Origin of the sequence: Aliivibrio salmonicida LFI1238 (assembly GCF_000196495.1) — a bacterium.
Taxonomy (GTDB): domain Bacteria; phylum Pseudomonadota; class Gammaproteobacteria; order Enterobacterales; family Vibrionaceae; genus Aliivibrio; species Aliivibrio salmonicida.
The window spans coordinates 556,690-580,847 of record NC_011313.1; the positions used below are offsets into that span (position 1 = coordinate 556,690).

22 protein-coding genes and 2 pseudogenes are annotated in these 24,158 nt (G+C 37.9%); 15 read left to right on the forward strand and 9 right to left on the reverse strand.

Annotated elements, in window-relative coordinates; translation table 11 throughout:
* Positions 1-6 precede the first annotated feature (6 nt).
* Positions 7-915 (reverse strand): chemotaxis protein, encoded by a 909-nt coding sequence (locus VSAL_RS18685; protein WP_012551829.1) that lies wholly within the window; start codon positions 913-915, stop codon positions 7-9.
* Positions 916-1,066: 151 nt separating this feature from the next.
* Between VSAL_RS18685 and VSAL_RS18690 the strand changes: the two genes are divergently transcribed.
* The gene (locus tag VSAL_RS18690) at positions 1,067-1,345 is read left to right on the forward strand and encodes a peptidylprolyl isomerase (RefSeq protein WP_012551830.1); all 279 of its coding nucleotides are present in this window, start codon (positions 1,067-1,069) and stop codon (positions 1,343-1,345) included.
* Between the two features lie 90 nt (positions 1,346-1,435).
* On the opposite strand, the gene VSAL_RS18695 is transcribed toward VSAL_RS18690, so the two are convergent.
* Positions 1,436-2,740 carry an inosine/guanosine kinase gene (locus VSAL_RS18695; protein ID WP_012551831.1) on the reverse strand — a complete coding sequence of 435 codons (1,305 nt, stop codon included), beginning with the start codon at positions 2,738-2,740 and terminating at the stop codon, positions 1,436-1,438.
* A 451-nt stretch (positions 2,741-3,191) separates the two neighbouring features.
* On the opposite strand from VSAL_RS18695, the gene VSAL_RS18700 reads away from it, so the two are divergent.
* A complete protein-coding gene (locus VSAL_RS18700) occupies positions 3,192-4,235 on the forward strand; it encodes a GMP reductase (protein WP_012551832.1) in 1,044 nt (347 codons plus the stop codon).
* Positions 4,236-4,335: 100 nt separating this feature from the next.
* Here VSAL_RS18700 and VSAL_RS18705 read toward each other — a convergent pair.
* Positions 4,336-5,052, reverse strand: a pseudogene (locus tag VSAL_RS18705) (phage integrase); the annotation flags it as partial.
* A 180-nt stretch (positions 5,053-5,232) separates the two neighbouring features.
* Between VSAL_RS18705 and VSAL_RS18710 the strand changes: the two are divergent.
* The 3 genes from VSAL_RS18710 to VSAL_RS18720 all read left to right on the forward strand — a co-directional run bounded on the left by VSAL_RS18710 (position 5,233) and on the right by VSAL_RS18720 (position 11,260).
* Positions 5,233-6,396 (forward strand): DNA cytosine methyltransferase, encoded by a 1,164-nt coding sequence (locus tag VSAL_RS18710; RefSeq protein WP_012551833.1) that lies wholly within the window; start codon positions 5,233-5,235, stop codon positions 6,394-6,396.
* Positions 6,397-6,482: 86 nt separating this feature from the next.
* Positions 6,483-9,476 carry an ATP-binding protein gene (locus VSAL_RS18715; protein ID WP_012551834.1) on the forward strand — a complete coding sequence of 998 codons (2,994 nt, stop codon included), beginning with the start codon at positions 6,483-6,485 and terminating at the stop codon, positions 9,474-9,476.
* Positions 9,473-11,260 carry a response regulator receiver domain gene (locus VSAL_RS18720; protein ID WP_012551835.1) on the forward strand — a complete coding sequence of 596 codons (1,788 nt, stop codon included), beginning with the start codon at positions 9,473-9,475 and terminating at the stop codon, positions 11,258-11,260. The genes VSAL_RS18715 and VSAL_RS18720 overlap by 4 nt, the downstream gene beginning before the upstream one ends.
* A gap of 70 nt (positions 11,261-11,330) precedes the next feature.
* On the opposite strand, the gene VSAL_RS18725 is transcribed toward VSAL_RS18720, so the two are convergent.
* Positions 11,331-11,732 carry a S24/S26 family peptidase gene (locus VSAL_RS18725; protein WP_049940458.1) on the reverse strand — a complete coding sequence of 134 codons (402 nt, stop codon included), beginning with the start codon at positions 11,730-11,732 and terminating at the stop codon, positions 11,331-11,333.
* Positions 11,733-11,989: 257 nt separating this feature from the next.
* Here VSAL_RS18725 and VSAL_RS18730 point away from each other — a divergent pair, with 257 nt between their 5' ends.
* Together VSAL_RS18730 and VSAL_RS18735 are read left to right on the forward strand one after the other, a co-directional pair.
* Positions 11,990-12,232: a hypothetical protein gene (locus VSAL_RS18730; RefSeq protein WP_012551837.1), complete on the forward strand. Its 243-nt coding sequence runs from the start codon at positions 11,990-11,992 to the stop codon at positions 12,230-12,232.
* 132 nt (positions 12,233-12,364) lie between these two features.
* Positions 12,365-12,655, forward strand: coding sequence for a hypothetical protein (locus VSAL_RS18735; RefSeq protein WP_023604562.1), 291 nt, complete (start codon positions 12,365-12,367; stop codon positions 12,653-12,655).
* A gap of 143 nt (positions 12,656-12,798) precedes the next feature.
* On the opposite strand, the gene VSAL_RS18740 is transcribed toward VSAL_RS18735, so the two are convergent.
* Complete coding sequence (locus VSAL_RS18740) at positions 12,799-12,999, reverse strand: hypothetical protein (RefSeq protein WP_023604561.1); 201 nt, start codon at positions 12,997-12,999, stop codon at positions 12,799-12,801.
* Positions 13,000-13,370: 371 nt separating this feature from the next.
* Between VSAL_RS18740 and VSAL_RS18745 the strand changes: the two genes are divergently transcribed.
* The 5 genes and pseudogenes from VSAL_RS18745 to VSAL_RS23455 form a co-directional block, all read left to right on the forward strand.
* Positions 13,371-13,667, forward strand: a complete 297-nt coding sequence (locus tag VSAL_RS18745; RefSeq protein ID WP_012551840.1) for a hypothetical protein — start codon at positions 13,371-13,373, stop codon at positions 13,665-13,667.
* Between the two features lie 278 nt (positions 13,668-13,945).
* Complete coding sequence (locus tag VSAL_RS18750; RefSeq protein WP_012551841.1) at positions 13,946-14,458, forward strand: superoxide dismutase family protein; 513 nt, start codon at positions 13,946-13,948, stop codon at positions 14,456-14,458.
* Between the two features lie 60 nt (positions 14,459-14,518).
* A complete protein-coding gene (locus VSAL_RS18755; protein WP_023604558.1) occupies positions 14,519-14,971 on the forward strand; it encodes a DUF302 domain-containing protein in 453 nt (150 codons plus the stop codon).
* A gap of 213 nt (positions 14,972-15,184) precedes the next feature.
* Positions 15,185-16,513: a GGDEF domain-containing protein gene (locus VSAL_RS18760; RefSeq protein WP_044583564.1), complete on the forward strand. Its 1,329-nt coding sequence runs from the start codon at positions 15,185-15,187 to the stop codon at positions 16,511-16,513.
* Positions 16,514-16,650: 137 nt separating this feature from the next.
* Positions 16,651-16,746, forward strand: a pseudogene (locus VSAL_RS23455) (NAD(P)H-dependent oxidoreductase); the annotation flags it as partial.
* Positions 16,747-16,761: 15 nt separating this feature from the next.
* Here the strand turns inward: VSAL_RS23455 and VSAL_RS18765 are convergent.
* The 3 genes from VSAL_RS18765 to tnpA form a co-directional block, all read right to left on the reverse strand.
* Entirely contained in the window at positions 16,762-18,249 is a 1,488-nt protein-coding gene (locus tag VSAL_RS18765; protein WP_012549008.1) for an IS66-like element ISVsa2 family transposase, read from the reverse strand.
* 71 nt (positions 18,250-18,320) lie between these two features.
* On the reverse strand, positions 18,321-18,668 hold the full coding sequence (gene tnpB, locus VSAL_RS18770) for an IS66 family insertion sequence element accessory protein TnpB (RefSeq protein ID WP_012548924.1): 348 nt from the start codon (positions 18,666-18,668) through the stop codon (positions 18,321-18,323).
* Entirely contained in the window at positions 18,665-18,979 is a 315-nt protein-coding gene (tnpA, locus tag VSAL_RS18775) for an IS66 family insertion sequence element accessory protein TnpA (protein WP_012548925.1), read from the reverse strand. The genes tnpB and tnpA overlap by 4 nt, the downstream gene beginning before the upstream one ends.
* Positions 18,980-19,031: 52 nt before the next feature.
* Here tnpA and VSAL_RS18780 point away from each other — a divergent pair, with 52 nt between their 5' ends.
* The 3 genes from VSAL_RS18780 to VSAL_RS18790 all read left to right on the forward strand — a co-directional run bounded on the left by VSAL_RS18780 (position 19,032) and on the right by VSAL_RS18790 (position 22,055).
* Positions 19,032-19,631, forward strand: coding sequence for an NAD(P)H-dependent oxidoreductase (locus VSAL_RS18780; protein WP_044583565.1), 600 nt, complete (start codon positions 19,032-19,034; stop codon positions 19,629-19,631).
* A gap of 262 nt (positions 19,632-19,893) precedes the next feature.
* Positions 19,894-20,847 (forward strand): Kdo(2)-lipid IV(A) acyltransferase, encoded by a 954-nt coding sequence (locus tag VSAL_RS18785; protein WP_044583566.1) that lies wholly within the window; start codon positions 19,894-19,896, stop codon positions 20,845-20,847.
* A gap of 251 nt (positions 20,848-21,098) precedes the next feature.
* A complete protein-coding gene (locus VSAL_RS18790) occupies positions 21,099-22,055 on the forward strand; it encodes an IS30-like element ISVsa7 family transposase (protein ID WP_012549047.1) in 957 nt (318 codons plus the stop codon).
* A gap of 2 nt (positions 22,056-22,057) precedes the next feature.
* On the opposite strand, the gene tkt is transcribed toward VSAL_RS18790, so the two are convergent.
* The gene (gene tkt / locus VSAL_RS18795) at positions 22,058-24,049 is read right to left on the reverse strand and encodes a transketolase (RefSeq protein WP_012551845.1); all 1,992 of its coding nucleotides are present in this window, start codon (positions 24,047-24,049) and stop codon (positions 22,058-22,060) included.
* Between the last annotated feature and the right edge of the window lie 109 nt (positions 24,050-24,158).

Consider the following 24,158-nt stretch of genomic DNA (forward strand, 5'->3'; position numbering starts at 1 on the left):
TGTTTATTACTGCATTGACGAAACAATACTTTCTCTGTGTTTTGCGCCACGTAACATTGCTTGGACGAGCTCTGTCGCCTCAAATTTGGTTAGGGCTTCATGTGCGCCGACTTGGTGTGCTTGTTCTACACAGATCTCGCTCGAAAGTGAAGTATGTAAGATAATATACGCGTCTTTTAAACGAACGTCATTTTGGATTTCAAAGGCCAATTCATAGCCATCCAAACCGGGCATTTCAATGTCGCTAACAATAATATCAAATGGTCTCTGCTCCTGAGAGGCTTGTTTCAGTCTTTCATACGCATCTAAACCATTGGTTGCTACCTGATACGGAATGTTAATACTGTCTAAGGCACTAGAAAGTTGTTTTCTGGCAACGACAGAGTCATCGACGAGCATTATTTGCAAAGGTTTGAGCTTTTCTCTTTCTACATCGGAGAGAATTGGGTATAAATTTGATGTGTCTTCAGGGAAGATTTTTGAAAGCAACAATTCAACATCAAGCAATTGCACAATGGAATTTTCAACTCGTGTTATTCCTGTTACAAAGACATTTTTCCCTGCCGTTTCTGGGGAGGGTTCAATGGCTTTCCAATCGCATTCAATGATCTTATCAATGGCTCTTACTGCAAATCCCACGACCGTACGCATACAGTCAGTAATGATAATGTAGCAATCGTCGAACTCTTCTTTTTGAAGGGGGCGAAAACCCACAGCAGCAGATATATCAATGATAGGAATCGCCATGTTTCTGATCGTTGCCGTTCCTAATACATGATGATGAGAATAAGGGATAGACGTTAATGCCTGAAAGGGAACGATCTCGCGAACTTTTAATGTACCAATAGCAAAACGTTGGGTTAACGTAAGCTTAAATAGCAACATACCTTGTGATTGGTTCGCCTTACTTTTCATCTATGCTAGCCTTTAATGAGGTAAATGGAGTTTCTTTTTATAGAGACCATTGTAGTTTTTTTGAGACGACATTGAAAGGAGAGGGTATCATTTGTATAAGGATAAACGGTATAATTACGCGATATTTACATGACATTATCTTGAGGCATTCATGGCTAATACGGCATCAGCACTACATATTCTTGTAAAACATAAAGAGCAAGCTGAAGACATCATCAAACAGCTAAATAAAGGCGCAAAATTTCATGTGCTAGCAAAGAAATATTCGAGCTGTCCATCAGGTAAAAAAGGGGGCGATTTGGGTGAGTTTAAAAAAGGCCAAATGGTACCGCAGTTTGATAAAGTGTGTTTTAGTGGTGAAACGTTAGTGCCTCATTTAGTGAAAACCAAATTTGGTTGGCATGTGATTAAAGTACTTTACCGTACTTAAATTGGCTGACTGAACGTTGAATCAATAAATACAAAAAATCCGACGCATGACGTCGGATTTTTATTATTTATAAAAACTATAGTAGAGAGATTAACGCTCCCAATACGCTTCTTCTAAACAATCTTCACGCTCTGGCATTGCTTTAGAAAGACGTGGAGAGTGCTGAGTTAACACTTCGTAGCTTGCGCGATTTGAGTATTTACAAATTTGAGAGAAAGAGGAATAAGTTAAATATTCTTTATCATGCTTGCTTGAGTTAGGCACATTTTCTTTATGATAGAAGTTGGCAGCCATGTCGTGCAGTAATGCTGACAATGCCGCATCGCCTGCACCATTGGTATTTTTAATCTCCATTGGGCCACCCATGTAAGGGGCAATGTGAGAAGAGACTTTAATTGGTTTAGTACAGAATGCTTTCATCATTGGACGGCTGTATTCAAAACGATTGAATTCAGGAATGTTACCAGGAAGAAGTGGTTTATCAGTTTCACGTTTCATGCTTTCTTCAGTGAAGCCAGCCATGTAAAGACCGACAGGGCCTGCGGTACAAAGCACTAAATCAACCCATTCTAAGGCTTTATCCGCCGCGAGTAGGGGGTCTTTCTCACCGGTTAACGCTTCTGCTTCTTCTTCGTTCATTGCCACAACAGTGACATTTTCCTTCAAGAATTTCTGCCACCATTCCGCTTTACCTTCAATGACGTATTTTGTGCCAAGCGTTAAAACGACAGGAACACCGTGCTCTTTCGCGCAATCAATCGCTTTTTGAACGGCATCCATCATTGGGTCGCCTTCTTTACCTCGAACAAGGTAAGAAGAAATCACTAATGCAGAGGCTTTATCAAAGATATGTTCAGGTACGTGTGCAGGACACAGTTGGTTCATGTCACCTTCATTGATTGCAAACGTACGTTCGCCATCTTCAGTGATCAACGTATAACAGCGGCCAATAGGGCCTTGAACCGGTTGTAAATGGTCTAAGTCCATACGGCTTGTCGTGTTACAGAGGTAACGATAAGCGTAAGAACCGATTTTGATGTTTTCACTCATGACACCCAATAAAATAGATTTACTGTCGGCAAGTACTGAGTAGTTATGAAGGGTATTACCAATCGTATCGCCAGGGTATTCATGGCTTATTAAGTTTCTTTCAAAGAGTTCTTTATACAATGCTTCGGCTTTCGCTTCTTCAAGAACTAATGAATGGCCTTTACTTAATTGATGACGTTCTAAAAAATCATCATCGACTTTCGCTTCGATATCAACAATTGTTTGACCAACACCAATAAGATGAGTTCTCTCAAGTTTTGGTGTTTGGTTAATTTGATTCACTAGTGGATCGCGAGTGTGAACAGGAAAATAGTGTTTAGACTTACGTTGGCCAGGAAACTTCATGAATTAAATGTCATTAATAAGTGAATTTTCCGAGATTATATCACAACTTTTTTCATTAACATTCATGAATACATTAAAAATTTGCGAAGTAGATCACTCATGTTTTATTGGCTCAAATAGCAAACGTTTACCTTTATTGCTTTTTGACAGTTGATTCAATAAATGCGGCTAGTTATTTATATGGTCTAAATTTATTTGTTGGTTGATTGTTTTGTTTGTTGCGGGGTTTTGTGTTGTCGTTGCTGTATTGTTTGCAGATTTATCAATAATATCACAAAAAAAAATGAATTATCAGACTTGCGAAATAAGTTTCGGACCCTATAATACTGAAAACCGGAGCGCCTGCCAGCGCCCCGGTTTTTTTGTGCCTGCCATCTTGGTTTGTTAACTGCCTTCTGCCAAAGGCAACAAGAGATAGTAGAGCCATTATCGATTATACGAGGAATTTATCATGCGTATCGAACAAGAATTAAAGTTAGGCTTCAAAGATGTACTGTTTCGTCCTAAGCGTTCAACACTGAAAAGTCGCTCTCAAGTCGAATTAACCCGCGAGTTTACATTTAAGCATAGCGGTCGTCAATGGTCTGGTACACCTGTAATTGCAGCTAACATGGATTCTGTAGGTAGTTTCGCTATGGCGAAGGCACTTTCTGAGCATGGTGTGATGACTGCGATTCATAAACATTACACGGTTGAAGATTGGGCTGGTTTTGTAAAAGAGAACGACGCTTCTGTTCTTAACAACTCAATGGTTTCTACGGGTACTTCTGACGCTGATTTCCAAAAAACAAAAGATATCATGGCATTGACTGATGATTTGATCTTCATTTGTGTTGATATCGCAAATGGTTACTCAGAGCATTTAGTTCAATACGTAGAAAAAGTACGTGCTGAATTTCCAGATAAAGTCATCTCTGCAGGTAACGTTGTTACTGGCGATATGGTTGAAGAGCTTATCCTTGCTGGTGCCGATATCGTTAAAGTGGGCATTGGCCCTGGCTCTGTATGTACAACTCGTGTTAAAACAGGTGTTGGTTACCCACAACTTTCTGCAATCATTGAATGTGCTGACGCAGCGCATGGCCTTGGTGGTCGTATTATCGGTGATGGCGGTTGTTCATGTGCTGGTGACGTCTCTAAAGCGTTCGGCGGCGGTGCTGATTTCGTAATGCTAGGCGGTATGCTAGCAGGTCACGAAGAGTCAGGCGGTGAAGTTATCGAGCAAGACGGTAAGCAATTCATGAAATTCTACGGAATGTCTTCACAAAGCGCGATGGACAAACACTCTGGTGGTGTTGCTAAGTACCGTGCAGCTGAAGGTAAAACTGTGTTATTGCCATACCGTGGTTCCGTTCATACAACGATTTCTGACATTCTTGGCGGTGTACGCTCAACGTGTACATACGTAGGCGCAGCAAAGCTTCGTGAGCTAACTAAGCGCACAACTTTCATCCGTGTACAAGAGCAAGAGAATAACGTTTACGGTAAAGAGTGATAACTCGATACTTCGGAAATAACGAATAATTAAAGGTCGCATTGAGCGGCCTTTTTTTTGGCCTAAAAATGGAAAATGGCGACAAAGTGGCGACAGATATTTTGTTATTATTCGTATTGGTATAAGTGATCTTGAATTTAGACAGCTGATTACCCGTTAATTGCGCTGCCTCATTCCAACGCGCACCAGTAGATAGACATACCTTTACTATTTTCAGCATATCTTGGCGTTTATGGTCCGAGACTTTTGCAAGGAGTAGGGCGATCTCTTCTTTTGCTAAAAAGCTCATTGGTCTTTCATGATCACGAAATGGCTTAATACTTTCTAATGGGTTTGGACCTTTCCATTCGCCCAGTTCTTTAAGCTTTTCAAATACAGCTTTAAAACGAGCTAACTTAGAATTTAATGTCGCAATACTTGGTGAACCTTTTTGCCATTTACTATCTACAAAGATAATTTCACCAGCCATACGTTTACGGCGGAACTCAGCATACATGTTTGCAGTGAAAGTAGAGGCAACAGGATTACCCATAGATTTAACCATGTGCTCAAATTTTTGATAGATAACTTGGCCGTTTGATAGGTTTGTGCCGTACATAGTAAGCCAGATTTCAATGAGAGCAGATAAACGACGATGCTCAGGTTTATCGCCAAGCCAAGGCTTATCATCAATCTCTTTCATTGTGTACTGCTCAAAGGTAGTTGCTTCGCCTTTGGTGGCAAAACATTTACGAATGCGCTTACCTTCGCGGCCAGTAGGGTAGCACTCGCATAACCAAGGTTTCTTTGAATTGTCTTTTAAGTTGCGGATAGTCATAGTAAAATCTATATTAACTGTGTTTTTATACAGTATAGATCATGTTCAGTGTTTAACAATGTTTTATATCGTACAAATAGTACATAGAACGATTATATAATCAGCGTTTAATTGAGTAAGCATGGTAATTATGAAATAACTCGGTAGAATGTGTCGGTTAGTAATTTGTAGGTATTTTTAATGACAGTAAAAGCAATAGATTTGTTTGCCGGCGCAGGTGGTTTTACTCTTTCAGCTCATAATGCTGGAGTTGAGGTTGTGGCCGCAATAGAATTTGATAAGGCAGCTGCAAATACTTATAAAAAAAATTTTATTTTGAAAGATAAGAAGCCAATTAAACTTCTTAATGAAGATATTAATCTAGTTGATCCTACAGGTTTGAGAGAGTCTTTAAATTTAAAGGCAGGGGAACTAGATTTAATTCTTGGTGGTCCACCATGCCAAGGGTTCTCAACACATAGAATTAATAATGCTGGCGTGAATGATCCTAGAAATGCGCTTTTGTTACGCTATTTTGAATTTGTTCATGAGTTTCAGCCAAAAGCTTTTTTAGTTGAGAATGTAGCTGGTTTATTATGGAAGCGACATGAAGATTTTTTAAATAAATTTTTACAGCTTGCAGCTAAAGAAGGCTACGAAATAACATTTTGCGGTATTTTAAACGCAAAAGATTTTGGTGTCCCTCAGAATAGAAAAAGAGTTTTTATACATGGTGTTAGAAAAGATATAAAAAGCACAGTTAGTTTTCCACCTGAAGCGACTCACTTTTCACCAACATCAGGACTTGCGCCTTGTTGGAAAACTGCATCAACGGTTTTTGAACCTGTACCTGAAAAGTATTTAAATCGTTTTGTTAAAGAGTATTTCTTAAAGAAAACGAAATTAACTGAAGAACAAGCTTTAGATTCGTTGCGAAAATTAGAGTTTGGTATTGACGTTGATAAAAACGATCCATGTAATGTATTTATGAAACCAAGCGAAATGATGGTGAAACGCTTTGTTGATACTCCATTAAATGGTAGCCGTGAAGATGCAGGAGAACAGCACCGACTAAAATGCCATTCTAATGGGTATAAAGGTCATAAAGATGTATATGGTCGAATCTTTATACATCAACCAAGTAATACGATTACTACAGGTTGTAATAACCCATCGAAAGGGCGTTTTGTTCATCCTTGGAAGAATCATGGCATGACGCTGAGACACGCTGCAAGGTTTCAAACTTTTCCCGATGACTTTGTTTTTTATGGTTCATCGACAGAGCAGGCCAAGCAAATAGGTAATGCAGTCCCACCTTTGCTTGGAAATGTCCTCATTAGTGATATCTGCAGTAGATTGAAATGAAAAAAGTGCCTACAATGTTAGGCACTTTTTTTTTGTTTTCAGTAAGCTAAGTCAAATAATCAGCTTATTGCATTGGAATTATATTTATGGCTAATACTGACTTATATTTTAAAACTAGAGCTAGGACTATCGATCACTTAGGACGAGAACAAATTGCAGACTGTCCGACAGCAATCTCTGAACTGTGGAAAAATGCTTACGATGCTGATGCTGATGAAGTTGCTCTTCATATATTAGATGGAGAGAAATCAATTGCCGCAATCGTAGATAATGGTTTTGGCATGAATGCTAGTGATTTTGAAGAAAAATGGTTGACTGTTGGTACTGAATCTAAAATAGAGTCTCTAAACTCGAACGAACAAGTTATACGTAAATATAACCGTCAGAAACAAGGACAAAAAGGAATTGGGCGTCTTTCCTGTGCTGCACTTGGTCATCTTTTATTGTTAATAAGTAAGGCTGAAGGTCATCCATTTGTTGTTAGCTTAATAGATTGGCGATTGTTTGAAAACCCTTTCATTATGTTACATGATATTTCAATTCCTGTGGCAGAAGTTGTTAGCATTGAAGAACTATATGGTGAAATAGTTCATTTATGTGAGCGTTTGCTATTCAATGTTACGCCTACTCGAGAAGATAATTCAGCAAGAGCTAGCAGACTTCGTGATGCATGGAAAATGTACGCAGAATATGAAATAAATGAACAAAAAAAGCAGAACTCTGAATTAATTGGATTTAAATCTACGCATGATTTGATTATAGAACAGACAAATAGTTCTTTATTTACTGAGCGTGTAGTAAGAACTTGGCAAGTTGCAAATGATACGTCTTCCACAGGTACAGCAATGTTTATGGTTGGTATTCCTGATGACTTAGAAGATCAATTGGTACTTGAATCAATTCAAGATGTAGATGATGCAACAGCTCGAGCAAAGCTTAAATTACTTGAAACATTGTCAAATTTTACGGACCCATTTGTAAAACCTAAAGAGAAAAAGAATGATCCATTTCTCACGAGTGTTACTGCATGGAATGGGCAGTTACAAAGAGAATTAGTAAGTGATATTCGTGAGTTTGATATTAGTGATTTAGAGCAAATGGAACACTTAGTTGATGGGCATGTGGATGAAGAAGGTTATTTCAGAGGAACTATTAAAGCATTTGGTCAAGTATATGAAAACCAAGTCATAAAGCCGAAGCAAAAATATAGAACACGAATTGACTCAAGATTTGGTGCATTTGATATTAGAATTGGTGGTTTTGAAGGGCAAAAAAATAGATCAAGTATGCCTGAAACCTTGTGGAATAATATTCAAAATAAGTCTGATTTACATGGCGGTTTACGGATTTATAGAGATGGATTACGAGTAATGCCTTATGGGCGTGATGATAGTGATTTTTTTGAAATAGAAAAAAGACGTACAAATAATGCTGGTCGTTACTTCTGGTCGTCTCGTAAAACATATGGGCGTATTAGTATATCTCGTTTAGGCAACCCTAATTTAAAAGATAAAGCAGGTCGTGAAGGATTGCTTGATAATCGTGCAGCAATGTTGTTTAGAGAGATAATTATTGGAATTTTGATCCAAACAGCAGAACAATATTTTGGCCGAAAGTCAGATATTAGACAAGAGGCTTTAGAAGATATTGCCGCACAACGAGCGGAAGAAAAAGCTAAGTTAGACAGAAAAAAACTTTTAAGAAACGAGCGAAATAGAGTTAAAAAAGGAATACAGACTCAACAACCAGAATTATCCGCATTTTTAGATGAGCTTGAAGAGTTACAGGCCGATTTAGCTCATGGAGAGGAAATAATTAATCTCCAGCAAGCTAAAGAGTTGAAAGGTTTATCGAATAAATATAATGAAAAGCTTAAAAGTTTTTCTTTAAGTCCTGTACCACCAAGTTTAGGTACTATAAAAGAAAACTATGAGGGTTATCGTTCTTTAGAGCTAAGATCGCAAGAAATTACAAGGAGATTGAATGTTACTGCAGATACCGCGATCAATAAATACATAACTAAAACCGACACTGAAGTTGCTAAATCACAGTTAAATACTAATCGAGGATATATTACGGCAAAAGTTAAGAAATTGGCACTGGAAGGACGAACCTTATTAAAAAGTGAGTTAGAAAGATTTGAACAATTAGTAACTAGTTGTAATAAGGCTTATGATATTGCCTTATCTGAGGTAATGCGAGATTTAGAGCTTGGTAAACTAACTTCATCTGAGGCTATGAAGCAAATTGATGATGAGTATCAAAAACAAGAAATAAATAATGAACAAGCATTAAAGCCATATGTAACAGCCTTAAATAGTATTAAAAATGCAATAGATTTAGAAGGATTAGCCATTGAAAGTTTACGTGAATCTAATAAATGGCAACAAGAAGCTACTAGATTAAATGGCTTAGCTCAGTTAGGTATTACTGTAGAAATCATTGGTCATGAAATCGAAGGGCTTGATATCACTATGGCTCGTGGGATCTCTGATTTAAGAAAAACCCATTTAAATGATGTTCAGAATCAGTTAGTTGATTCTGTCGATTTTGCACACCAAAGCCTAAGTGATAAATGGCGTTTTTTAACACCATTAAAACTTTCTGGTGAACATACTAAAACTAATGTTACTGGTCTTGCAATTATTGATTATGTTCGGAATTTTTATGGAGATAGTTTAGCAAAACGAAATATTAGTTTAACTACTACAAGTTCTTTTGAGCAGTTTAATGTGCATGACTCACCAGCAAGGTTATATCCTGTATTTATAAATTTAATAAACAATTCAAGATATTGGTTAAATATTAAAGGCGATAACGTTAAAGAAATTTGTCTGGATTATAAAAATGGTGAAGTGGTCATTGCTGATAACGGCCCCGGTGTCGATTTAGTTGATTTAGAACGGTTATTTACATTGTTCTTTACTAAAAAGCAGAGAGGAGGCCGAGGGGTTGGGTTATATCTTAGTAAATCAAATTTGGCCTTATCTGGCCATACGATTCGTTATATTACAAATGATGATGAAAAATCACTAAATGGTGCTAATTTCGCGATAAAGATCGGAGGGCTTCTAAAATGAATATGACGGATTTAATAAAAGAAGCTTATATTGATCCTATCCGTAGCGTTATGGTTGTTGATGATGAATATCCAACACTGTCAAAATTAATCTTAGGACAAGATACTTCAGAGCCGCATGATAAAAATAGATTGCATGATGTAGTTCAAGTCTGTCGCTTACCTGAGAATAATTGGATGCTAGATGTTCATGATGGGCAGTTTACTGGTACTGGTGATGTTGATAATTTACACCATAGCGATCTATTGATATTGGATTATCACTTAGAAGGCACTGGTGATGACGGTAAAGGATTGAAGTCTTTAAGTGTCCTCTCTACTTTAGCTAAGAAAGAGCATTTTAATTTAGTTATTGTGCACACTAAAGGTTATGCGGATATTGGTGGCGATGAAGGATACAGAGCTGTATTTAAAGATATTGTTTTTCATTTACAACAAGAAAAAACATTTCTAGAACTGCCTGAGAAATTATTAACTCAAGTAATAAATGCGATTGATTTTTGGGATGAAGAACAGTCTGGTATTTTAGAAAGCCTTATAGACAGTGTGGCTGATTTAGATTATTTAAAACTGTTGGCACTAAATTGTTCTCCGATGAAAATAGAAACAGAAAAAAACGAATTGCTAGGTCTTAAAGTTATATATGATTCACGCCCGATGGGGGAGGATGAAATTTTAGATAGATTAAACTTTAAATTATTACTTTGGTATATTCTTATTCAAAAAGGAAATAAATTAAGGGATGAATTTGGTTTTGAATATTTTGGTGATTTACAGTGGAGTTACGATAATACAAGTTTATGGGTAAAAGCTGGGAATTTATTCGTTGTTGTTGTTGTTGGTAAAGGAACTTCAACAGCTGAGCTACCGATTAAATTGTTAGGAGCTTTGGAGCATTGGTGTCCTCACCCTCATCGTATGTTACTTGCAAAATTGAGACATAAATTGGATGAACATGGTTTTTCATTTGCTAGTGATATGCTTGATAAGAAGCATGTACAAGCTGGTTGGCTAAGAGAGCTTCTTAAATGCCAACCACATGAACTTGAGGGGAAATCGTGGCTAACTGCTCAAAATCATCTTGAAGAGTTCTCTAGTCGCTATAAAGGCGATTTAAGTCGGTTTTTAGCTGATACTGTTCGTAGCTTAACTGATTCAGGCAGAGATCTTAAAGAAATTGAACAGCAATATTCAAAGTCTGATGTATTGGAAAATGAATATGATATTTTCAAATCGGTTAATGCATTTAATAATGCTATCTTTTTTGATGGCTGGCATTTAACAACGGGTCATATATTAAGCGATATCTCAAAAAACTTATATTTAGTTGTTACACCAGCATGTGATTTAGTTCCAGGCAGAAGTAAGCATAAAAAAATAGATATTGTTGTCCAAAGACTATATCCAATTTCCTCTGCTTTAAAGAAAGATTCAGATACTACTAAGTTAAAAGAAGAGGATTTATTTAATCGATGTAAAGAATTAGTTAATTCAAAACAACTGGTTTTTTTATCGATCGATGGGGTTGTTGATGTATATGCTTCGACTTCTAAACCATTTAATAATGCTAATCCAAGTCTAATGAGTTTAGCCATAGCAAATGATGGTATTTTAAACGCTGAAAATAAGGTTTTAGCTTATAATTTGAACTTAAGTTTAACCCCTCCTCAAGTTCGTAGCTGCGAGTACGAAATTGTTGGTCAGTTAAGGTATGAATATGCGCTACATCATTCTAAAACATCTGGTGAACATGTATCTCGAATTGGTTTAGATTATCACGGGTAAAATAAAATAAGCGGCCATGAGCCGCTTTTTTGATGATAAGACTTATTAATAAACATAGTTTTTATTCTGTTCACTCCTTGCCCATCACCATTGCCACACGACCAACAACCTTAATATCATCTTCTTCCACATTAATAGTCGAGCCATTAAAGCTGATTGCTAACTTCTTACCCGGTAGGCGCTGTAGTTCGTTGATCGAGAACGAACCATCCATATCAATTAAATACTTTCCTGATGTTGCATGTGTAGACTCTTTATCAACAAGTAGTCTTTGAGTGTCTTCTTTTACCAGAATTAGATTTTCAGTCTCTAATTCTTCACTGATGCTCTTATCTAAAACAAATGAGTTTGTTTCTTCTAAGGTCCCTGAGCGTAATCTAAAGCTTCCAATCGATGTTGCATTTGCAACTTGGGATTCTTCACTTTCAGGAAAAGCCTCGCCAATACCTAATGAATATTTACTTTTCGTCACGGTTTTTAATCCTCTACGACATCTCGACCAGCTAAGTAGCATGGAGCCTGTATAAGTTGCCTTCTAGGGCTAAAGTTGCCTTATCAACTCAAGCAGAGTTGAACATTTAATTACCTTAGAGGATACCACCATGAATAACCCTTTGTCATTTCAAGTTGTTGTTCCAGCTTCATTTATGACGTATCAGGAGGATTTTAAATATTCTGGTTTCCTTTGGTTTTGTCATTTGAGTATCGGATAGGTAGAGGAATAGCTCAATGTACGATTTACGTGAGCCTAAACAAAATGCTTTTGACAATGCATGTTACGTAGCGATTACGGAAGCAAGCGATAATTACTGCATCATTAATAGCCTTTTGCTTAGTCTCAATATGGTTTATTGTGAGGAACTAATCATGGATCAGTTAACACAAGCATCAAATTCAGCACCATCTGCAAAACATAGCATTGAAGCGTGTAAGGCTCTTTTCTCTAAATATGAATTTTATGATGATAAATGATCGTTAGTATGAGGTAATATGGCTAACATAATCCAACGCTCGGATGGAATGATTGGAATTCACGATAGTAAGTATTCATTCAAGAAGATATGTTTGTTGAAAGCTCTAAACAGTTCTATAAGGAAAATCGCCATGCTTATTAAAAATTTCAAACAAGTATCAAGTTTTAAACTTAAACGCCCAAATGAGAATGTAACGTTCTTTTTGAATCAAGCGATTGAATGGCATGAAGAAGGGTTTACAGCGGCAGAAATGGCAGAAATGATGTTTAAATATCAATTGTATTCAGGTAAAGGTTATGAACATATTCGGTCGAGTATTTATAAAATGGCAGAGCGATATTGTAATGAGTTTGATGATAGAAAATCAATTGTAGAGCCTAAAAAGTCAAAGAGATTTCGACTTAAATCAGATTTCTTTTAATATCATACGCAGTAAATTAGACTTATTTAACCTTAGTTTATAGAGAAGATAATCTGGAACTAAATACGACATGTATTTTTGGAATGAAAAGTAAAATAGGGGAATGAACCTACAGAGATAGGTTCATCGTATTAATTTACGCACTAGTTGTTGTAATACCTTTCGCCATCAATCACCCAGCTGGCAATGACGTTCATGTCTTTTATTTCAATCTTAATCTCTGTCATGTTTCTGGCGCCTTTACCGATTAAATCGGAGTAAAGTTGCTCAGCTTCTCTTTCCGCTGTTGCTTGGCCTGCAGATCCTAATCCTTCAGGTATTTCGTATATAAACTCTGGTTTCATAATAATATTTCTCCTTTTTATATTAAGTATGTAAAACCCTAGCATAAATTCTGTAGCAGAAAGTAAACCAGCTTCACAGAAATATTACCTCTAAAGTAGAGTGGATAATTTACACTGCAACACCGTTATTAAGGAGTAGCTGAGTGATGATTCATAAGAAATCATACCAATAATTAATGAAATAACGTTTAGAACGCTTGAGCTAAGATCTCGTTATGAAAGCGAAACTGACTCTAATATTGAGAGTGTAAAATACGTGGTGGTTGCTTTCAAAGAAGCGCTGAAATATGAGTTAGTTTAATAATAAAGCTCACAGTTTTGTTTTTTATTTGGTATAAGAGAGTTCGAAATTTAAGGCATTAGAGTGTGAAATGGTTAAATATGATGTAAGTGGATTTGATATTCAAATTACAGCGGAGCTATCGGGCATCCAAGTAGTGCATGCCGAGTTGGATCTTCAATCTACGACGGATAATAACGTTGAAATCGTTAAGAAGTATCGTTTATGTAGTGATACGCAAGTGGATACGGTTCAAGATATCATGACGATTATTAATACAGATTCAGCAAATACTAATCAAGTTATGATTCGCGAGTTTGAAGGGCGCAGTCATGTGACCTTTATGTTTGATGATACACAAATGGAGTTTACGGGAATTGAACTTTAATACCATTAACCACCTCAGGGTGGTTTTTTTATACCCAATAGTTAAACAAAAAAGCGATGCTCTTCTTTAATGGTGAGTTAGACCACTACGGGGTATTCATCGTCGCTGCGTCTTAATGTTGGGGTTGTGTTACAGATATTTACTCGATGAAACGCACCTAAAGTATCATTTGCCACATCAATCGAAAAAATCGATTGATAACTGATAAATTAATCGTTATTTATAATTTCGGAGCCATGCTATAAATGCGGTGAAATTTTTATATTAAGGATAATTTCATGTTTAAAAAACTTTTACTTACTACCTTGTTCGTCGCGTCAGCTGGAGCGAGTGCCTCAGACATTTCAATTGAGATGAAAGATTTAGACTCAGGTAAAATCGTGGGTTATGTATCAGCAGAGCAAAATGAGTATGGCGTGGTATTTACACCTAATTTGTCAGGATTACCACAAGGTTTACATGGTTTTCATGTCCACGAAAATCCTTCTTGTGATACCTCTGAAAAGAATGGTCAAACTATTTTAGGCGGTGCAGCAGGAGGCCATTATGACCCAATGAAAACAGGGCAACATGGTTTTCCATGGTCTAATGATAGCCATTTAGGGGATCTGCCTCCGCTTTACGTCGATATGGACGGCAATGCAGTGCAACCCGTCTTATCACCTAAAATCACGCTTGCTAACTTATCTGGTCGTGCATTAATGATACATGCTGGCAGTGATAATCATTCTGACCATCCTAAAGCTCTGGGTGGCGGTGGCGCTCGTTTAGTGTGTGGTGTTATCAAGTAATAAATCGATGAAAATTGAGAATGAATACGTCTTCATATAATTAAAATAAAAGGTATGTTTATGATTAAGTTTATTTCGCTTGGTGTCATTATGTTTACCGCTTCTTTTGCAGTAAGTGCAGAAGAAAGTGTGATTAAATACGAGAGTTCGTACTCTGTAAAAGAAACCGCTAATAGATTTGAATCTATTGCTGAAAGTAAAGGGTTTACTCTGTTCACAAGGGTAGATCATCAAAAAAATGCAGCCAGTGTGAATATGGACTTAAGACCAACCGAGGTGATTATTTTTGGTAACCCCAAGGTTGGAACACTCTTAATGCAGTGCGCGCAAGATGTTGCCATTGATCTGCCTCAAAAGGTGCTTATTACCGAAGATGTAAATCAAAAAGTATGGTTATCATATAATAATCCGAGTTACCTTAAAGAGCGTCATAACATGAAAGGATGCGATGCTGTTATTGGTAAAGTATCTACGGTACTTAATAAATTGGCATTAGCAACAATCGCTAAATAATCAGCGGTATATACTAACTGTAGAAATCAAAGGTCGCATTGAGCGGCCTTTTTATGTTTAAAGAGTGTGTTACAGAGGTTTTATTTTCTGAATTTATGTTGTTGAATTGAAACTCTTTTATTTAAATCATGATCTTGTCCCATCTTATATAAAAATACTGATTGTATTATCTATGTCTTGGTTTATATTTGATGATTTTTTGTGAGGAATAAAATGCCGAATAGTAAACAAAATTATGCACTTACTCATGAAACTTTTGTTTTCTTGAAAATATGGGGGATAATTCTGTGTGTACTTTGGGTATTCTATTTTTTCTTTAATATCGTTTCTTTGCATCGATTAGAGCGTGGTGTGGTCGAAGATTACAAAGGCATTTATTCCATCAGTCGTCGTTTCTCATCTTATTATAATAATGTCGATTCTATCTTTTTAGATAAAGGTGAATACAACCGTAATGGCGTCCATATTGTTGTTAACGCGGATACTGAAGTAAAAGTGTTGTCTACTGGTATTAAAAAATTACGGACCGAATTAGAAAAGTTAATTGGAAATAGCTTATGGACGATTGCTGTTTTTGAAAATCCGTCTCAATATGTGCATTTTGATCCATTGAGAAAAAGCTATGAAATGTTTTATGACGGAGTGAATAGCGAAAATGTCATCGAAGAAATTGTAGATAAAGAAAGTTTAAATGCCACCTATCAATCTTTTTATGGGTGTAATTTAAAATTAACAGAAAAGTATACAGAGAAAGGCATGAATGAAATCATTCGTTCTGTCTATTACCCGATATACAATAATAAACACCTTGATTCATTATTAATTGTTGATATTAAAGCGTCGTTACTTTCTGATAAAGTTAGGATATTTAATGATGAAAATAACACTGTTATTAACAGCAATAGCATGAATAACAGTTATCAAGAATCGATGCTTTTACCTTGCTCAGCTCAAGATGAGATCACACTAGGGATACGATTGATCGATCTTATCAAAGCGATCTTAATACCTTCGTTATTATTGTCGTTAAGTTTTTACCTTTTACGATTAAATTTCAATCATCGTAAAAAATTAGTGCAGTTTGATCGCATGACTGGCTTTTATCGACGTGATTTTTACGAGAAACGTTTACAGAAAAAGACATCGCATTCGCTACTTCTTATTGATATTGACCATTTTAAACGTATTAATGATACTTACGGGCATAAAATTGGTGACGAAGTGATCCAAGAAGTTGCCGTACGTATTTTGAATCAAATTCGCCCTAAAGACATCGCGGTTCGTTGGGGAGGCGAAGAGTTTATCGTCGCTTTTGAGCCCTTAACAGACGATCAGTTAGCCATTAAAGCGGATCTAATTCGAGCTGTGATTGAAAAGCATGAGATTAAAGGGATTGAAGTTACGATTTCTATCGGTGGTGTGGTAAGCCGAGATACGTCATTTAGTTATGCTTACAAACGAGCGGATGCCGCACTCTATACATCGAAAGAGAGTGGACGAAATAAAGTGACTATTGTGAGTGACTTTGTCGAGGTGCCATAAATACAATGGAATGAGTAAAAAAGAAACTAGGTTACTAAAAGTTAACTGGTTGACTTCATTCTCTACTGGTGCAAAACTTATTTAATCAAAGCTTAACTACATTTGAATCAATCAAACAGATGACAGGCAGAATTACAATGAAGCATCAAATTATTCAAGATTTAGAAAACCGTTATACCGCTAAAAAATACGACTCAAGCAAGAAAGTATCTCAAGACGATCTTGTTGTATTGTAAGTGTGCGGGGAACTACACCTTGTCTTTTACATTCCAAGGTAAAAGTGAATCGATATCTGGCGATCCAACACATAAACGATCTAGACAATACCTAATATAATCGTAAGGGATTAATCCGTTTGCCTTTGCTGTTTCTACAATGCTGTAAAGCATTGCACTTGAATCTGCACCAGCCGTTGAACCCGAAAATAACCAGTTTTTCCGGCCGATAACAAACGGTTTAACCGCTCGCTCTGCTCGATTGTTATCAATAGATAACAATCCATCATCAATATAACGAACTAATTTATCCCATTGATTTAATGTATAGCTAATCGCCTCACCTAATTTTGTTTTAGGTGATACTCGACTAACTGCGCTATCAAGCCAATCACGGAGCTCTTTAAGTAAATCGCGGGCTTCTGTCTGCCTAGCAACATACTTGGCTTCAGGGGAAGCCTCTTTTAATAACGATTCGATCCGGTATAGCTTTTGGATTTTACTCAATACCCAATCTGCACTCCCTGTTTTCCCTTTTACTTGAACACGTTGAGCCTCAATAAATCGTCGACGTGCGTGTGCCCAACAGCCAACTAAAATCGCTTCAGTTTGTTCATAACCTTGGTAACCATCGGTATGTAAATACCCGTTATAACCTTTTAAAAAGTTAACTGGATGGTAGCCATGCCTGCTAGATTGATAATCATAAAGTACAATTCCAGGCAAAACACCAGAGCCTGGAGAATCATAGCCAGAGCAGTAGACCCACATATAACATTTTGCTTTTTCAACATCCAACACATTTACCGTTGTTTCATCACAATGCAGAGTGGGTTGTTCAAGCAAAATACGATGTAACTCGTTATTAAGAGGGGTAAATAGTACCGAGCATTTTATTAACCAATCCGCCATCGTTCGCCGTCCAATAATGATACCCCATTGCTGAAATAACGTTTCTTGACGATAAAGTGGAAGACTGTATTGAAATTTAGCCGTAATAATTTGAGCAAGTAAACTTGCGGTCGCAATCCCTTTAGGGATTGGTGACGCTGGCATTGGGGCTTGTTTAATGTCTACTGAAGTATTGTTTTTTTCACAATTTCGGCAAGCATATTTAGGACGAACATGTTGAATAACTTCCACTTTAGCTGGTACAAATTCCAACTTTTCACTGATGTCTTTACCCATCGCATGCATCTCTAGACCGCAACACTTACAAGTTTTATCTTTTATGTCGTGGATAATAACAGTACGCGGTAAGTCTTCAGGTAAGCGTTGGCGTTTTGGCTTTTGACGAGTGTAGGTAATCGTTTGTGTGTCATCATTTTCAATGATGATTTCTTCTTCTGTTTCATTGAATAAATCAAATTGAGTCGAGTCAGATTCACTGCTTTTACCAAAGCGCTGATGTTGAGCCAGTCGAAATTGCTCTAGAAGACGGTTATATTTATTTTCAAGCTGAAGCACAAGTGCTTTCAGCTCGTCAATGGTATCAGGAAGTGGTTTTATTTTATCAGTCATGTAGATGACTATATAACGATAATACAGGTAATCAATCGGTTGCCTCCTATTCTTGACTGAGAATCAACTATTTAAAGGGTTGTTTGATAATGTACCGGTTGATGTCCTAAGATATCAAAACCTTGTAATAGCAGTGTCAGTTGCTGCTCTGATAATGCTAACGTATCGTTATTTATATTTCGTGGCCATTTGAAGCGGTCTTCATCTAATCGCTTGTACCATAAAGCGAATCCTGTTTTATCCCAATACAATATTTTGAGTTTATCACGAGGCTTATTGCAAAATATAAATAGAGCATCACTAAACGGTGATAGTTGCATTTCTTGCTCAACAATCACGACAAGGCCATTAATGGCCTTGCGAAAATCGACAAAATCACGATGAAGATAAATGGTGGAAACATCAGTAAATACATTCATGATTGATACCCTTTTAATAAGAGTCCTATCCAGTGAGGTTCAGTATTAGCTGGCAATGTTAATCGCAATTTTCCGATAGAAAGTTGAATATCTGGTAATTGTGGAGTGGCGATGATAGTTGATGTTAACGCTTCTACTTTCAAGAAAGTAGAAGCGTTAATCTTTTGTTTCCATCGTGCTTTACGTGCACTAAATGTCTTTGGCAGAATATTATGGTTACGACAAAATTCAGCGGCACTAAGCTTGCTAGATTGCTGAGATTCAAATAGAGCGTGCCATTGCTCTGGTGTTCTCTTTTTATCTTTTTGCATAATTACGTTCTCGTTAAATGAAAGATCGTAAGATACGCATAATGAATTTTATTTGTTAGGTGTAGTTCCCCGCACGCTTACGTTAGTGTTGCTAGAAGCATTGCGTTTGTCTGCGTCATCAATTAATTCTCAACCTTGGAAATTTGTTGTGATTGAATCCGATGAAGCGAAACAACGCATGCATGACTCATTCGCGAATATGCACCAATTCAACCAGCCTCATGTTAAAGCCTCTTCTCATGTGATTTTATTTGCTCATAAAGTTAAGTACACGCGTGAAGATTACGAAGTTGTGGTTGATAAAGGCATTGCGGATAAACGTATGCCTGAAGATAAGAAAGAAGCGGCGTTTGGTGCATACGGTTTTGTTGAACTGAATAAAGATGAAAAGGGTGAGCATAAGGCATGGACTAAGTCTCAAACCTATCTTGCACTTGGAAATGCACTGCATACGCTTGCTCGCTTGAATATCGATTCGACGACAATGGAAGGCATTGATCCTCAACTTGTGGGTGAATTATTTTCAGAACAATTAGACGGTTATGAGTGTCATGTTGCGCTTGCTATTGGTTACCACCATGCCAGTGAAGACTACAACGCAGGCTTACCAAAATCTCGTAAAGTGTTTGATGATGTAATTACTGTTTTGTAAGCGTTTAAATAATAAAAACCAGCTTAATTGCTGGTTTTTTTGTTCATGGCTTCCATTCGAATGACCATGTAATAAGTAAGTATAAGGCACGTCATAGCGTAGTTATCAGCCATAATTGTTGTCATCACAAGATAGATAAACGAAATTCATTAGGCTTTAGGCTAGTTGAAGTAAGAATTTCTATTATGACTGCTATTTTCACTAAAATTTCATGACACTTGTATTATACTGATACTAATCTCAGTTTTGATAAGGTTGAATGATGAAAACCGTTCCAAGCCCTAAATTTACATGGAATCTATTGTCTCCGAAATATTGGTTTTTATGGGGCTTTTTTGCTGTTCTTGCTCTTTTAGTTAATGTCCTTCCTTTTTTTATCCTTAAATTATTGGGGAGTGGAATAGGAAAAGTCTTTCAGCTATTTTTAAAGAAGCGGGGAGATATTGCTCGAAAAAACTTAACGCTCAGTTTTCCTCATTATTCGCGATTAGAAATAGAAAAGATCGTTCAAGAGAATTTTAAAAACACAGGCTTAGCCATTATTGAAATGGGAATGGCGTGGTTTTGGCCTGATTGGCGAGTTAGACGTCACGTATCGATCATTGGTAAAGAAAAAATATTAGAGCAAGAAAAAGAAGGGCGAGGCGTACTAGTTATATGTTGTCACTTTTTAAACTTGGAAATGACGGCTCGAATATTCAGTCTATTTGCTCCTGGCTATGGCGTTTATCGTGCTAACAGTAACCCTGTATTTGAGTTTATTCAACACCGAGGTCGTACCCGTAAAGGCCACCAGATGATCGATCGTCATGATGTAAAAAGTATGGTTAAAGTACTTAAATCTGGCAATCGTCTTTGGTATTTGCCTGATCATGATTATGGCAAGAAAAACGCCGTATTTGTTCCATTTTTTGCTGTAGAAGAAGCGGCAACAACGACGGGATCTAGTTTCTTAATTGATATGTCTAAATGTGCGGTGATGTCAGGATCGAGTATTCGAAAAGGCAGTCACTATACGTTAGAAGTGGGTAATGATTTAAGCGATGAAATCCCTCGCAGAGACGCGATAACCGCCGCTAAAGTATTGAACCATGAGATTGAGCGTTTAATTAATAAAGGGCTCTCTCAATGGATGTGGTTGCATAAGCGTTTTAAAACTCAACCTGAGAGTGCACAAGATCAAGACAGATATAAGAATGTGATCCTGCACGATTAAGGGGACGGCTTAACTATAAAAGAAAGCATAAAAAAACCTCGCGAGGCTCAAGTATAAACTGGAGATCCTACGAGGTTTTTTGTTAAAGGACTGACTGTAATAGTAAGTCCTTTTTTGTATTGTTTTGTTTGTTCGGTGAAGCGATTTGCTTAATTCCTAGGTTCCAAGAATAACCGACACACTTTGGTATAGATTTGAGAGTCAGTTGCCTATAAGCTTCAAGCTCTCACACAATCAACTAAGGTAACCCCATGGGATACCAATATAAGCAACTGACACTAGGTGAAAGATACCAGATTGAAGCGTGGAATACACATAGTATTTCTGCTCGTGAAATAGGACAAAAATTAAAACGGAGCAATGGCTCCATTTCAAAGGAACTACGACGTTGTCCTGCTGGAAGCTATTCTGCCGAGCAAGCGCATAAACACGCTTTCCAAAAAAGAACACTTTCGATTAAGCACACAAAATGCAGCCAAAAGAATAAAAAAATAATTCACCTATATCTTCAGCTTGGTTGGAGCCCAGAGCAAATATCTGGACGAATGCGTAGAGAAAAAATAGAAAATACAATATGTTGCAGTACTATTTACAACGCAATTAAAAGAGAGCAGTGGCAAAGGATGCTTGCTCGAAAAGGCAAAAAATACAAACAACGCAAAGGTGTAGAAGCAGGAGCAAGACTCATTCCTAACCGCATTGATATATCTCAACGCCCTGCTATTGTCGATGATAAATCTGAGGTTGGTCACTGGGAAGGTGACACTGTTTATGGTCAAGACGGGTATTTAGTAACGATGGTAGAACGAGTGTCTAAGCTATTAGTTACGTGCAAAGTACGCAATAAATCCAAAAAGGCCGTTACTCGCGGGATAAATCGCATGATGAAGCCCTTTAAAGAGCTTTGCAAAACAATCACATTTGATAATGGCGGAGAGTTCGCAGGTCATGCTAAGATAGCTAAGCATCTGAACTGTGACATTTATTTTGCTAAACCTTACCATTCTTGGCAACGAGGTTTGAATGAAAATACCAATGGTTTACTAAGACGTTTTTTCCCAAAGGGAATGGCCATTGGAGAACTTACTGCAAAAGAGATTAAACAGGCAGAGTTTTTGATTAATTCTCGACCTAGAAAGACATTAAATTTTCTGAGTCCGAGCGAGTTTTTAAACGGTAAGAGTGTGTCGGTTATTGTTACGATCTAGCATTAAGCTAAAAGCTCTTTTGCTGTTTTCACTGCATTTTCAGTAGTGAAACCAAACATTTTGAACAGCTCTTCAGCCGGTGCTGATTCGCCAAACGTTGTCATACCGATGATCTTACCACCAAAACCAACGTATTTGTGCCAGAAGTCAGCAATGCCGGCTTCAATTGCAATACGTTTCGTTACTGATGATGGCAGAACCGCTTCGCGGTACGCTGCATCTTGTTTATCAAATGCATCAGTTGCAGGCATTGATACAACACGTACCGCTTTACCTTCAGCCGTAAGTTGCGCTGCGGCTTCAACAGCAAGTTGAACTTCAGAACCCGTCGCAATAAAGATAAGCTCAGGTTGGCCTTCACAATCTTTAAGGATATAACCGCCTTTAGCAATGTTCGCTACTTGCTCTGCATCACGCTCTTGTTGTGCAAGATTTTGGCGAGAGAAGATAAGTGCTGATGGGCCATCGCGACGTTCAATAGCAAGTTTCCATGCTACAGCAGATTCAACTTGGTCACATGGACGCCATGTGCTCATGTTTGGTGTTAGACGTAGAGAAGCCACTTGCTCAACCGGTTGGTGAGTTGGACCATCTTCGCCTAGACCGATTGAATCGTGTGTGTACACTTGAATGTTCTGAATTTTCATCAGTGCAGCCATACGCATTGCGTTACGCGCGTATTCCATGAACATTAGGAATGTTGCGCCGTAAGGTACGAAACCACCGTGTAACGCCATGCCGTTCATGATAGCTGTCATACCAAATTCACGAACACCGTAGTGAATGTAGTTGCCAGAGAAATCATCCGCGGTTAGTGACTTAGAACCAGACCACATTGTTAGGTTAGAAGGAGCAAGGTCAGCAGAGCCGCCCATGAATTCAGGTAACATGGTACCGAACGCTTCTAATGCATTTTGTGATGCTTTACGTGATGCGATGTTTGCAGGATTAGCTTGAAGCTCTGCAATGATTGCATTTGCTTTTTCTTCCCACTCTGCTGGTAAATCACCGTTTACGCGGCGAGTAAATTCTGCTGCAAGTTCTGGGTAGGCTGCTTCATAAGCTGCAAACTTCTCATTCCACGCCGCTTCCTTAGTTGCGCCTGCGTCTTTCGCGTTCCATTCTGCGTAAACTTCCGACGGGATTTCAAAAGAACCGTACTCCCAACCTAATTGTGCTTTCGCTGCTTTAATTTCGTCGTAGCCTAGTGGAGCACCGTGACAGTCGTGTGTACCTTGTTTGTTTGGAGAACCAAAACCGATGATAGTTTTAGTACAAATCAGAGTAGGGCGAGGGTCTGCTTTTGCTGCTACGATTGCTGCATTAATTGCATCTGCATCGTGACCATCAACCGCAGGAATTACATGCCAGCCGTACGCTTCAAAACGTTTAGGCGTATCGTCAGAGAACCAACCTTCCACTTCACCATCGATAGAGATGCCGTTGTCATCCCAGAAAGCAACCAGCTTACCAAGACCAAGCGTACCCGCTAGAGAGCATGACTCATGAGAGATACCTTCCATCAAACAACCATCACCCATGAAGGCATAAGTGAAGTGATCAACGATGTCGTGGCCTTCTTTGTTGAACTGCGCGGCTAATGCTTTTTCAGCCATCGCCATACCAACGGCATTTGTGATGCCTTGGCCTAGAGGACCGGTCGTTGTTTCGATGCCTGGTGCATAACCATACTCAGGGTGGCCTGGTGTTTTAGAATGCAATTGACGGAAGTTTTTAAGATCTTCAATTGATAATTCATAACCTGCAAGGTGAAGCAGAGAATAAATCAGCATAGAACCGTGACCATTCGAAAGAATGAAACGGTCGCGATCAGCCCAATCAGGGTTTGCAGGGTTATGGTTTAGGTGAGAGCGCCAAAGTACTTCAGCGATGTCAGCCATGCCCATTGGTGCGCCAGGGTGACCAGAGTTTGCTTGTTGTACGCCGTCCATGCTTAGAGCACGAATAGCATTAGCTAAATGTTTACGGTTCATAATGATTAACTCGAATATTTGAAAATGAAGGGCTGAGAGGCTCAACCCGATTTGAATATGGTGGCGAGCTAGAAACGATAGACGCTTCGCTTCTAGAAACTATAAGAGC

Coding starts and splice junctions, on each gene's coding strand:
- VSAL_RS18685 (WP_012551829.1), bottom strand. CDS start 915: ATGAAAAGTAAGGCGAACCAATCACAAGGTATGTTGCTATTTAAGCTT.
- VSAL_RS18690 (WP_012551830.1), top strand. CDS start 1,067: ATGGCTAATACGGCATCAGCACTACATATTCTTGTAAAACATAAAGAG.
- VSAL_RS18695 (WP_012551831.1), bottom strand. CDS start 2,740: ATGAAGTTTCCTGGCCAACGTAAGTCTAAACACTATTTTCCTGTTCAC.
- VSAL_RS18700 (WP_012551832.1), top strand. CDS start 3,192: ATGCGTATCGAACAAGAATTAAAGTTAGGCTTCAAAGATGTACTGTTT.
- VSAL_RS18710 (WP_012551833.1), top strand. CDS start 5,233: ATGACAGTAAAAGCAATAGATTTGTTTGCCGGCGCAGGTGGTTTTACT.
- VSAL_RS18715 (WP_012551834.1), top strand. CDS start 6,483: ATGGCTAATACTGACTTATATTTTAAAACTAGAGCTAGGACTATCGAT.
- VSAL_RS18720 (WP_012551835.1), top strand. CDS start 9,473: ATGAATATGACGGATTTAATAAAAGAAGCTTATATTGATCCTATCCGT.
- VSAL_RS18730 (WP_012551837.1), top strand. CDS start 11,990: ATGTACGATTTACGTGAGCCTAAACAAAATGCTTTTGACAATGCATGT.
- VSAL_RS18735 (WP_023604562.1), top strand. CDS start 12,365: ATGCTTATTAAAAATTTCAAACAAGTATCAAGTTTTAAACTTAAACGC.
- VSAL_RS18740 (WP_023604561.1), bottom strand. CDS start 12,999: ATGAAACCAGAGTTTATATACGAAATACCTGAAGGATTAGGATCTGCA.
- VSAL_RS18745 (WP_012551840.1), top strand. CDS start 13,371: ATGGTTAAATATGATGTAAGTGGATTTGATATTCAAATTACAGCGGAG.
- VSAL_RS18750 (WP_012551841.1), top strand. CDS start 13,946: ATGTTTAAAAAACTTTTACTTACTACCTTGTTCGTCGCGTCAGCTGGA.
- VSAL_RS18755 (WP_023604558.1), top strand. CDS start 14,519: ATGATTAAGTTTATTTCGCTTGGTGTCATTATGTTTACCGCTTCTTTT.
- VSAL_RS18760 (WP_044583564.1), top strand. CDS start 15,185: ATGCCGAATAGTAAACAAAATTATGCACTTACTCATGAAACTTTTGTT.
- VSAL_RS18765 (WP_012549008.1), bottom strand. CDS start 18,249: ATGACTGATAAAATAAAACCACTTCCTGATACCATTGACGAGCTGAAA.
- tnpB (WP_012548924.1), bottom strand. CDS start 18,668: ATGAATGTATTTACTGATGTTTCCACCATTTATCTTCATCGTGATTTT.
- tnpA (WP_012548925.1), bottom strand. CDS start 18,979: ATGCAAAAAGATAAAAAGAGAACACCAGAGCAATGGCACGCTCTATTT.
- VSAL_RS18785 (WP_044583566.1), top strand. CDS start 19,894: ATGAAAACCGTTCCAAGCCCTAAATTTACATGGAATCTATTGTCTCCG.
- VSAL_RS18790 (WP_012549047.1), top strand. CDS start 21,099: ATGGGATACCAATATAAGCAACTGACACTAGGTGAAAGATACCAGATT.
- tkt (WP_012551845.1), bottom strand. CDS start 24,049: ATGAACCGTAAACATTTAGCTAATGCTATTCGTGCTCTAAGCATGGAC.